This window comes from Persicitalea sp. (assembly GCF_041751555.1).
Classification (GTDB): Bacteria; Bacteroidota; Bacteroidia; order Cytophagales; family Spirosomataceae; genus Persicitalea.
On the sequence record NZ_JBGSXF010000114.1, the window covers coordinates 1 to 11,268 of the forward strand.

At 51.9% G+C, this 11,268-nt stretch carries 8 protein-coding genes; 7 read left to right on the forward strand and 1 reads right to left on the reverse strand.

Going from position 1 to position 11,268, the window contains the following annotated elements:
• The 3 genes from secDF to ACEW8P_RS03920 all read left to right on the forward strand — a co-directional run.
• On the forward strand, window positions 1-2,934 hold a 2,934-nt coding region (secDF, locus tag ACEW8P_RS03910), incomplete at its 5' end, for a protein translocase subunit SecDF (RefSeq protein WP_373511802.1).
• 190 nt (window positions 2,935-3,124) lie between these two features.
• The gene (locus ACEW8P_RS03915; RefSeq protein WP_373511803.1) at window positions 3,125-4,561 is read left to right on the forward strand and encodes an amino acid permease; all 1,437 of its coding nucleotides are present in this window, start codon (window positions 3,125-3,127) and stop codon (window positions 4,559-4,561) included.
• A gap of 187 nt (window positions 4,562-4,748) precedes the next feature.
• A complete protein-coding gene (locus ACEW8P_RS03920) occupies window positions 4,749-6,284 on the forward strand; it encodes an alanine/glycine:cation symporter family protein (protein ID WP_373511804.1) in 1,536 nt (511 codons plus the stop codon).
• Window positions 6,285-6,316: 32 nt separating this feature from the next.
• On the opposite strand, the gene ACEW8P_RS03925 is transcribed toward ACEW8P_RS03920, so the two are convergent.
• A complete protein-coding gene (locus ACEW8P_RS03925; protein ID WP_373511805.1) occupies window positions 6,317-7,258 on the reverse strand; it encodes a 2-hydroxyacid dehydrogenase in 942 nt (313 codons plus the stop codon).
• Between the two features lie 260 nt (window positions 7,259-7,518).
• Here ACEW8P_RS03925 and pdxA point away from each other — a divergent pair, with 260 nt between their 5' ends.
• The 4 genes from pdxA to ACEW8P_RS03945 form a co-directional block, all read left to right on the forward strand.
• On the forward strand, window positions 7,519-8,625 hold the full coding sequence (gene pdxA / locus ACEW8P_RS03930) for a 4-hydroxythreonine-4-phosphate dehydrogenase PdxA (RefSeq protein WP_373511806.1): 1,107 nt from the start codon (window positions 7,519-7,521) through the stop codon (window positions 8,623-8,625).
• Window positions 8,626-8,745: 120 nt separating this feature from the next.
• Complete coding sequence (locus tag ACEW8P_RS03935) at window positions 8,746-9,633, forward strand: YicC/YloC family endoribonuclease (protein WP_373511807.1); 888 nt, start codon at window positions 8,746-8,748, stop codon at window positions 9,631-9,633.
• Window positions 9,633-10,259, forward strand: coding sequence for a DNA-3-methyladenine glycosylase (locus ACEW8P_RS03940; RefSeq protein WP_373511808.1), 627 nt, complete (start codon window positions 9,633-9,635; stop codon window positions 10,257-10,259). Before ACEW8P_RS03935 ends, ACEW8P_RS03940 begins: the two co-directional genes overlap by 1 nt.
• An 829-nt stretch (window positions 10,260-11,088) precedes the next feature.
• Window positions 11,089-11,268, forward strand: a 180-nt coding sequence (locus ACEW8P_RS03945; RefSeq protein ID WP_373511809.1) for a DUF4331 family protein, incomplete at its 3' end; no start/stop codon positions are given.

Below are 11,268 nucleotides of genomic sequence, written 5' to 3' on the forward strand. Positions count from 1 at the left end.
ACGATCGTAATAGCGCTGATAAGCATCTATTATCTGTCGTTCACCTTCGTGGCGCGGAAGTACAATGCCGACGCCGTCGCCTATGCCACCGATACTCAGGGCAAGGTGGACTACACCAAGAAACAGGGTTTCATCGACTCACTATGGCGCGAGGACGTGTACTTGGGCCACACGCTGCAGGAAGTTATGGAGCGCCAACTCAGCCTTGGCCTCGACTTGCAGGGCGGTATGCACGTGGTGCTGGAAGTCGCTCCTGCCGACATCGTGCGCGGACTGGCGGGCAGCAACGCCCGTGGTTCGCAGTTTAAGCAGGCACTTACAGACGCCACCGAAGCACAGAAAACCAGCCAGAGTAGCTACGTCAATCTGTTCGTAGATGCTTATAAGAAGGTAGCACCTAATACGAGTTTGGCCAGCGTGTTCGCCAATAGCGCCAACCGCAGCAAAATCAACAGTAGTTCGTCCGACAGCGAGGTAATCGCGATGCTGAACGAGGAAGTGGAAGGTGCCATCGACCGAGCTTACAAGATCATTCAAGCTCGGGTGGACAAGTTCGGCGTCACTAACCCGAACCTGCAGCGCCTGCCTGGTAAAAATCAGATTTTGGTAGAACTCCCCGGTGTGGACAACCCTGAGCGGGTTCGTCGTCTGCTGTCGGGTGCGGCCAAGCTGGAATTCGCCGAGGTGTATAACACCAACGAAATTTCGGCGGGTCTCGATCAACTGGGCCAGTACCTGACCCGCGAGGATGCCGCCGAGAAAGCCAATCGCCCGGCTGCCGCTACAACCGACACAACTAAGAAATCTACCCCAAGTAATCTGGAAGAACTTTTGGCCCAGCGTAGCGACTCCGCGGCCACCGACACTTCGGCTTTGGCTGCGCAGACCGCCGCTTTGACCAACCTGTTCGTGCCACTGCCACAAGGATTGGGCGTGTATATGAAAGATACGGGCCGGGCCATGGAAATTCTGCACCGTTCCGAAGTTCGCTCATTTTTTCCCTCCGATTTAGTATTCATGTGGGATCGTCAGGGTATCGACGCTACCAACGGGCAGCTTATCCTGCCGCTTTATTTTATCAAAAAACCTAACGGACAAGCCCCGCTGGAAGGCGACGTGATTGTGGACGCAACCCACGATTACGACGAGCGCGGTCGCCCCGAGGTGAGCATGCGCATGAATGGTGAGGGTGCCCGCAAGTGGCGGACGTTGACCGCTAATAACGTGGGCCGTCAGGTAGCCATCATCCTGGATAACCAGGTTTACACGGCACCCAACGTGAACGGTGAGATTCCTAACGGAAATTCCAGCATCTCGGGTAGTTTCACGGTGGAAGAAACCAAGGACATGGCCAACGTGCTGAAAGCGGGTAAACTACCCGCCCCTACTAATATTGTAGAAGAAGCCGTAGTCGGTTCGACGCTAGGTTCCGAGGCGGTGACGGCGGGCGTGCTGTCGTCGCTGGTGGGCTTGATCGTGGTACTTGTTTTCATGGTAGCCTATTACAGCCGTGCGGGCTGGATCGCTGACGTCGCATTGTTCGTCAACTTATTTTTCCTGATGGGAGTCATGGCTTCGCTGGGCGCGGTGCTGACGCTGTCGGGTATCGCGGGTATCGTACTGACGATCGGTATGTCGGTGGATGCCAACGTACTGATCTACGAAGGGATAAAAATAGAACTGGACAATGGCAAGCCTTTCCCCGTGGCAGTACGCGATGGTTTTAAGAGTGCGCTCTCAGCCATTATCGACTCCAACGTCACGACGCTGCTGACTGGCGTGATCCTGTTCATCTTTGGTACGGGCCTGGTACTAGGATTCGCAACAACACTCGTCATCGGTTTGATCACATCGCTCTTCGCGGCCATTTTCATCACCCGCCTGCTGTTGGAGTACACGATCAAGAGCGGCAAGACGTTGAAATTTTACTCCGGCCTGACTAAGAACTGGTTCAAGGATACCAACTTCGATTTCATTACGCAGCGGAAGCGCTTCTATTACGTTTCGTCGGCCATCATCCTGATTGGTATCGCTTCATTTATATTCAAAGGCTTCGGCCTGGGCATCGACTTCAAGGGCGGGCGCTCTTACACGGTGCGCTTCGAGAAGAATGTCAGTACTGAGGAAGTACGCCAAGCCATGACCGATGCGCTGGGTACCACACCCGAGGTGAAAACCTTCGGTGGCTTCGATCAGGTGAAGATCACGACAGCTTACCTGATCGAGGATACTTCGCCCGACGCGGATAAGAACGCCGAGGCAAAAATCATGGAAGGCGTCTCGAAAGTACCCGGCAACAGCAAGGCGGAAATTGTGAGTTCGGCCAAAGTCGGCCCGACCATTGCCTATGACACCATGATTTCGGCATTCTGGGCGGTTTTGCTGGCGGTGGCCGTCAACTTCGGTTATATTTTCATCCGCTTCCGGCGGCTGGCGTTCAGCTACGGCGCGGTAGCGGCCCTTTTCCACGACGTGATCGTGCTGCTGGCGATTTTCTCGCTCTTCAACGGCTGGCTGCCCTTCTCACTGGATATCGACCAGGCGTTCATCGGCTCGATACTCACGATCATGGGTTATTCTATGAACGACACCGTAGTAATTTTCGACCGCATCCGCGAGTACCTCAACGACAAGAACACTCGTAAGGAAAGTGTTCCTGTCATTATCAACAACGCCCTGAACAGCACGCTAAGCCGCACCGCCGTGACGGGTATCTCGACGATGCTGGTACTGATCGTGTTGCTGATTTTTGGCGGCGAAGTCATTCGCGGTTTTACTTTCTCAATGCTGATTGGCGTGATCGTAGGAACGTACTCGTCGCTGTTCGTTGCCGCCCCTATTGTGGTGGACACCTTACAGCGTGACCTGCTCAAGCGTCCCATTGTGGACGAGCCAGAACCCGCTTCCAAGAAAGGAAAGGTAGCAAGAGCCTAATAACTGCGCATGAAAAAGGGGGAGAGTCAACGACTTTCCCCCTTTTTCTTTGGTGAACTTTCTGTTCCACCCAAATTTATCTTAGTTTCGCAGCCCAACGTCAGGTAAAAATCTTATATCTAATAATTCATATCTACTATCTACCTCACCTATGAATCAACTCTGGATAACTAAGCCCCTTGACAAACTCATGGCCGAATCGACCGGCGAGGGCAACCAACTGAAACGCACCCTCAGCGCGACCAGTTTGGTAGCCTTGGGCATCGGGGCAATCATAGGTGCGGGACTTTTCTCCCTTACGGGCATTGCCGCCGCCGAGCACGCGGGGCCGGCAGTAACGATTTCGTTCGTACTGGCGGCCTTTGGCTGTGCCTTTGCGGGCCTTTGCTATGCCGAATTTGCGTCTATGATTCCCATTGCGGGCAGTGCCTATACCTATTCCTACGCCACGATGGGCGAATTTGCCGCCTGGATTATAGGTTGGGATTTGGTATTGGAATACGCCTTGGGCGCGGCTACGGTGGCCGTGAGTTGGTCGCGGTATTTGTTGGAATTCCTTGGCGGCTTGGGCATTCACCTGCCAGTTCAGTTCGTATGTTCGCCTTTCGAGGTAGTCACGCTCAGCGACGGCACTATCGTGGATGGCGGGCTCATCAACCTGCCCGCCATTCTGGTCGTGTGCCTGCTGTCGCTGTTACTGATTCGCGGCACGGAAGGGTCGGCTTTGCTGAATAACATCCTGGTAACGCTGAAACTACTAGTCGTAGTGATGTTCATTACTCTGGGATGGAGCCACATCGATCCTGCCAACTACACACCTTACATCCCCGCCAATACGGGCGAGTACGACCACTTCGGCTGGACGGGCATCGCCACGGGCGCGGCGGTGGTATTCTTCGCCTTCATTGGATTCGACGCTGTCTCCACAGCGGCGCAGGAAGCAAAGAATCCGCAACGTGATATGCCGATTGGCATTCTGGGTTCGCTGGTGATTTGCACCATTCTGTACGTACTTTTCGCCCACGTTATGACGGGGCTGGTCAACTACACCGTGTTTGAGAATGACGCCAAGCCCGCCGCGACGGCCTTTGCCGTCACGGGCTACGACTTCCTGCAAAATGCCTTGATTCTGGCGATTCTGGCGGGTTATACATCCGTAATGCTCGTGATGCTTTTGGGCCAAAGCCGGGTCTTCTACACTATGAGCAAGGACGGACTGCTACCACCGTTTTTCAGCGATGTACACAAGAAATTCTCGACACCCTGGAAGACCAATCTATTCTTTATGGGCTTTGTGAGCCTGTTTGCCGGCTTCGTTCCGGTCAGCGATTTGGGCCACATGGTAAGCATCGGTACGCTCTTCGCCTTCTGCCTGGTGTGCGCGGGCGTGTGGCTGATGCGGGTTAGGATGCCGAATATTCCCCGCTCTTTCAAAGTACCTTTAGTCCCCTTTGTACCGATCATGGGCATCGTCGTTTGTTTGTACCTGATGTATTCGTTACCTATCGAAAGCTGGTTCCGTCTGGCGATTTGGCTGGCCATTGGTCTGGCCATCTACTTCTTCTACGGTCAGAAACATAGCCATATGAATCCAGAAAACCCTGAGAACGATAGTCTAGCAGAATAGTTAACGTTCAACGGTATATACTTTTTGGAAGAGTACAGTTCGAAGCAGCCACAAAGCAAGCCCGTGAGTATGATGTTCTCACGGGCTTGTTTTGTTCTTTTGTGAAATTATATGGTAGTTTGGCGTTTTCTTGCCAAATATTCTATCAATAAATAGAAGCAAATCCAATCTCCAACAAACCCTCCTCATGAAAAGAATTTCCTCCCTGCTTATTCTATTCTTAGCCACACTTACCAGCACCCCCCTCTTCGCCCAAGTCGATGACCAAGGGTTGGATGAAAAAATCAACGCTTGGGTACAGCCCGCCACCGAAGCAGTGAGTAATGTAGTTTTCTTTCCCATTCAACTGGGCGACGATGCGGCGACGAGTATGCCGCTGGTGATCATCTTCCTACTGTTGTCCGCTCTTTTCTTCACCGTCTATTTTAAATTCATCAACTTCCGGGGATTTGGTACAGCCATTCAAACCGTAAAAGGTACCTACAGTGACCCCAATGACGCGGGTGAAGTAACACACTTTCAGGCCCTGACTGCCGCTGTGTCGGGTACGGTCGGCCTGGGTAATATCTCGGGCGTGGCCATTGCTATTTCGCTGGGAGGGCCGGGGGCTACGTTTTGGATGATTCTGGCCGGGCTGCTAGGCATGTCGTCCAAGTTTGTGGAGTGTACCCTCGGCGTCCGCTACCGCGAAATAGGGCCTGATGGGAAAGTGTACGGCGGCCCGATGTACTATCTGACCAAAGGTTTGAAGGAGAAAGGGTTTGGGACATTTGGCAAAGTACTAGCCGTGTTCTTTGCCATCATGTGCGTGGGTGGGTCGTTTGGCGGCGGCAACATGTTTCAGTCCAACCAAGCTGCCCAGCAGTTTTTGAATATGGTAGGTTCGACCTCTAGCTCAGCGGGAACCATTTTCGGACTCTTCATGGCCAGCATGGTAGCACTAGTCATCATTGGCGGTATCAAGCGCATTGGTTCGGTCACGGAGCGGGTCGTACCGTTCATGTGCGGCATCTATATCCTGGCTGCGCTGGTGGTAATTATCGTCAATGCGGCTCAACTACCGGCGACCTTCGGTAAAATATTCGGTGAAGCGTTCAGCCCGGTTGCCGTGGCGGGTGGTTTTGTGGGCGTACTGGTGCAGGGATTCCGCCGCGCTGCTTTCTCCAACGAGGCGGGCGTAGGCTCGGCGGCCATTGCGCACTCGGCGGTTAAGACCGATTATCCGGCTAGTGAGGGAATCGTTGCCCTGCTGGAGCCTTTCATCGACACGGTCGTCATTTGCACCATGACCGCTATCGTGGTCATCATCACGGGCGACTATAACCAGGCAGGAGCAATGGGCGGCGTGGAGGTGACGTCGCAGTCGTTCGCGACGGTGATTCCGTGGTTTCCTTACGTACTGACGGTCACGGTAGTTCTGTTTGCCTTCTCGACCATGATCTCGTGGTCATACTACGGCCTGCAGGCGTGGCTATTTTTGTTTGGCAAAAACAAACTCAACGACATCATTTATAAAGTCCTGTTCTGCTGCTTTGTCGTAATCGGTGCCGCCGCCAGCCTGGGCGCGGTTACGGACTTCTCCGATGCTATGATCTTTGCCATGTCTGTCCCCAACCTGATCGGCTTGTTCTTCTTGCTACCCGTTGTCAAAAAAGAAGCCGCGAGGTACTATGCCTACATCAAAAGTGGAGAGTGGAAGCAGTATCATCCCGAAGCAAAATAAAAGAACTGATTTCGAGAGCACAGTGTGGAAGTTCACCCCGCTGCGCCCTCACTCCACTCCACTACCTGCCGAACCAGTACTTCATTGATACGTACGTAGCTTTCGTGCGTCCAGCCCGCGATGTGCGGGGTGAGGACGGTGTGTGGCGACGAACGCAGGTAGTCGAACGCCTCCTGCTGTGGGTTGGTGAGCTGACTGAGTTTTTCGTTTTCCAGCACATCGAGGCAGGCTCCCAAAATCTTATTCTCTTCCATAGCCTGAACCAAAGCTTTGGTGTTCACAATTTCCCCGCGCGAGACGTTGACGAGATAGAACGGCTTGCGAAAGGCCGCAATAAATGAGGCGTTTATCAAGTCGCGTGTCAGGTCGGTGAGCGGAACGTGTAGGCTTAGCACGTCGGCTTCGCGCTGAATTTCTTCCACGGTGGCTTCCTCGGCGTGTGCGTCGCCGTAGTCGTCGCGGTACTTGTCGTAGGCCAGAATGCGGCAACCAAAGCCGCTGAGCCTCTGAGCAATGGCGCTGCCATTGTTCCCGTAACCAATCAGGCCGACCGTCTTGCCCATCAGTTCCACGCCCCGGTTCCCTTCACGATCCCAAATAGCTTGCCGTACTTCGCGGTCGGCTTTGTTGAGGTTATTGAAAAGCATGAGTAGCATTCCCACTGTATGCTCAGCTACGGCGTCTCGATTGCCGGTTCCGGCGTGGAAGAGCGGAATACCCATTTGTTTGGTAGCTCTATCGTCAATCAAATCCAGGCCAGCACCGGCACGGGCGATGAATTTCAGCTGCGTAGCCTGGGTAAGAAGTTCTTCGTCGATGCGGGTCTTACTGCGAATAATGAGCCCCTCGTATTCAGCCAGACAAGAAATGATGTCGGTACGGCGGAAGTCGGGTCGGTAGTCATAGTGCCAACTCTGCGCTTCGAGCATAGCGAAGAGCGAAGGATGCATTTGGTCGGCGATCAGTATTTTCATGGGAGCGGGGGGATTTTTCGTAAATTGCCAATCGGGAAAAAGCCCGTACCGGGCCGTCTGGCAGTTCAGCATACCTGGTTCTTAGTTGACTAAGCTGTTGAAATTCACTTCTTACCCAAAAATTAGTTCAAAGGAGTTTCACAAATATAGGCGCAGGGCTCCTATTAATCAGCGTTTAGGCATGAGAATAGGGGTGAAGTTTCCGTAGTAACACTACTCCCTCCAACTCATCTTCGACTTAAATTGATTCATTACTTTATATGAGTGATTTGCAAGATAAAAAGCCCGTCATCGGGATTACGATGGGCGACTACAACGGCATCGGGCCGGAAGTAATCCTGAAAGCGCTGGAAGGTAACCAATTATCCAAATACTGCACACCAATTGTCTATGGTTCATTGCGAGTCCTAAACCGCTACCGCCACCTCCTGCGGATGAAGGAGTGGAATTTGCAGAATATCCAAAAACCCGAACAGGTCAATCTTAAAACTACCAACGTCATTTCATGTTGGAACGATCAGAAAACGGAAGCCGAGCCGGGCAAAATCAGTATCGAAGCCGGACAAGGGGCTTTCGCCGCGCTCAAAAGGGCCACCGATGATCTAAAAGCTGGCCATATCGATGCCCTCGTGACCGCTCCTATTAATAAGGATACGATGCAGAGCGAAGACTTCAAATTTCCCGGCCATACCGAATTTCTGGCTGCAGCCTTTGACACAAAGGAGGCGCTTATGTTCATGGTCGCAAATGATTTTCGGGTGGGTGTCCTGACGGGCCATATTCCGCTCCACAAAGTAAACGAGCACATCACGAACGAGAAACTCAGCAACAAAATCAACCAGATGCTGCATTCACTACGGAGCGACTTCGGCATCGCCAAGCCGCGTCTGGCAGTGCTGGGCCTCAATCCCCACGCGGGCGAAAACGGTCTGCTGGGAACTGAAGAAAAGGAAACCATCGAACCAACGCTGATTCGCTACCGTGAAAAAGGCGAACTGGTTTTCGGCCCCTTTCCAGCGGACGGCTTTTTCGCTTCTGCCGCTTACAACCAGTACGACGCCGTGCTGGCGATGTACCACGATCAGGGTTTGATTCCCTTCAAGACCATTGCATTTAACGAGGGCGTCAACTTCACGGCGGGCCTCCCGGCGGTGCGTACTTCGCCCGACCACGGCACGGCCTACGATATCGCGGGTAAGAACATCGCCGAGCCGGGTTCGATGCTGGCTGCTATCTACCTGGCGGGTGATGTCTGGCAGTACCGCCAGGAGGCCGCCGATATCGCCAAAAACGCCCTTGTTTCTAAGCCTCAAGCCTCCGAAAGTCAAGCACCGGGGAAGGCGAAAAGGTCGAACCGATATCGATAAATCAATTTTGAATGAGTGAATGACGGGGCCGCCCGAGCGGTGAGTATTGCTTTCGCCGATCTCCATCTATTCTATCATTCACTCATTCTATCATTCACTCATTCAAAATTAAAATGCCCCATGCTCAAATCAATGACTGGCTTCGGAACGGCCAATGTAGAGTCCGAAACGCTGACGGTGACCGTCGAGATCAAGACCCTGAATTCCAAGTTTCTGGACATCTATTGTCGGATACCGCGTCAGTACTCGGAGCGGGAAATCGAGATTAGGAACCGCGTGACCCAGCAGCTGGAACGTGGTAAGGTAGAACTGAACCTTTCTGTCCAGCCCAAAGGACAGGGCGCAGGAACTACCATCGTAAACCGGGAACTGGTCAGTGCTTACTTCCTGGACTTGAATCTGACGTCCAAGGAATTAGGATTCGATGCCAACCCGACCGAACTACTTAGCCTGGCCCTGCAAATGCCCAATGCCTACCAAACCGCCGTGGCCGACGAGGGTAGCCGCGAGCAGGAATGGGAGCTCATTCAGCAAGCTGTAGCACAGGCCATTGAAAACTGCGATAACTTCCGGCAGCAGGAAGGGCAGTTGACTGCCGACAAATTATTAAGCTATATCGAGGCTATTCGTTCGCTGTTGACACAGGTAGCCGAACAGGATGTCCACCGTATTCCTGCCGTGCGGGAACGATTGGAAAAACAGGTGAGTGATCTGATGGCCGCTGATAATTTTGACCCCAACCGCTTTGAGCAGGAGCTGATTTATTATATCGAGAAATACGACATTTCGGAAGAAAAAGTACGGCTTACCAACCATCTTGACTACTTCACCGAAACTTTGGAATCGGCGGATAGCAATGGCAAAAAACTTAACTTCATTTCGCAGGAAATCGGGCGCGAGATCAATACCGTCGGCTCCAAGGCTAACGATGCCACCGTACAACGGCTGGTAGTTCAGATGAAGGACGAACTCGAAAAAATCAAAGAGCAAACCCTGAATATTGTATAGTGAAGAATGAACATCTGACAGCGAGTTTCTTTCAAAAACATGATACCCTCACGCTCGCGCAACTGTTACTCGGCTGCGAACTAGTTCACGAAAGCGCCGCCGGACGCACGGCGGGTGTGATCGTCGAAACAGAAGCCTATCTATGGGGCGACCCAGCCTGCCACGCCTACCGCCGCCAGACGAAGCGCAACGCCGCTATGTTTGGTTCACCGGGACATTTGTACGTGTACTTGATTTACGGGATGTACTACTGCGTCAATATCGTGGGTGGCCCGGTGGGGGAAGGCGAAGCAGTGCTGATCAGAGCTTTGGAACCTACCGAAGGACTGGATTTAATGAGGGAAAGGCGCAATCTCAATCCGAAAACGTTGCAGCCTTCGCTGAAAATTCGTAAAAAGCCATTAGCTGAAAAAGACCTCTGCAACGGTCCCGGCAAACTGGTGCAGGCTATGGGTATCCGGCCCGAACACGACAAAGCATCGTTGTGGGAGAGTTCCATCCACATCACCCCGCCCGTCTTTTCTGATTTCAAGATGGTCACAACTACCCGAATCGGCATAACGCGAGGGGTAGAGTTACCCTATCGTTTCTACATTCAGGGTAATATGCACGTTAGTAAAGCTTGACGATCTGCTCAAAACCGTTTGTTGAGGAATATTATCTGGGGACTACGTTGCTCGCATAGCGCATTTTGTTCCCCAAATCGCGTAGAGTCATTTTTTTGCTAATAGTTTTAGGGTAGCTATTACCTGCTTTCCGATTTTCTAGGGTTCTGTTTTATAATTATGCGGTAGAAAAGGCTGTAAATGAATACTGGTCAACACTATGTAATTTTTTTATGTATTAAAATAGTACTACATTTAAGCCATTGGTTTCAAAAAAGCTCGCAACTTCATAGTAGATGGGTTGTCGATGCGGCTTTTATTGGTAACTCGCGCTATTGGAAAAGATGGGGAATAAAAATTTATTGTGCTGCTGGTGAAGTTTTTTTAGTAACAATGAATCCAAAGTAGTCCCTATCGGCGTATATAACAACTGTCAACATCTCAACTGCTTGAAACGCTTCTATCATTTGTTTTAGACTCATTTCTTGTATCTCGTCAAGTCCTCTCTTTCAAGTAGTCAATATCGTTACCCCCGTGAGGGAACACACCGCCGCGTGTGATTGCAATTCTCGGACGTTTTATCTAATTAATGGTAATCAGTGCCTTATCAAAAATTTTCACTCTGAATAATCAATCCTAAATGAACAAAAATTTTTACCTGAATTCTTCCTGATTTTCTTCCCGGACGAAATACTCCACTCGCTTCTCCGAACGTCACGGGAACTGCCATTCCTTTTCTCTGGATATGGGCTAACCTGTCGCTGCTACTTTACTGCTTCGGAACCCGGTTCCGGCACATCAAGACTTTACCTTTCATTTTTTTTCACTTTTCACCTTTTTCACTATGCGCATGATTCCTATACTATCTGGGTCGCTCAGAACTGGCTTGCTGAGCTGCGCCCTGCTGTTGACGACAATCGTCAGCTACGCATCCAGCCACCGCGAGGCCCCGCTCATTTCGCAGGACCCCCTGGCCGACAACACTGACGTGTACGCCTTCAAGAGTCCCGATGATCCTAACATGATTACG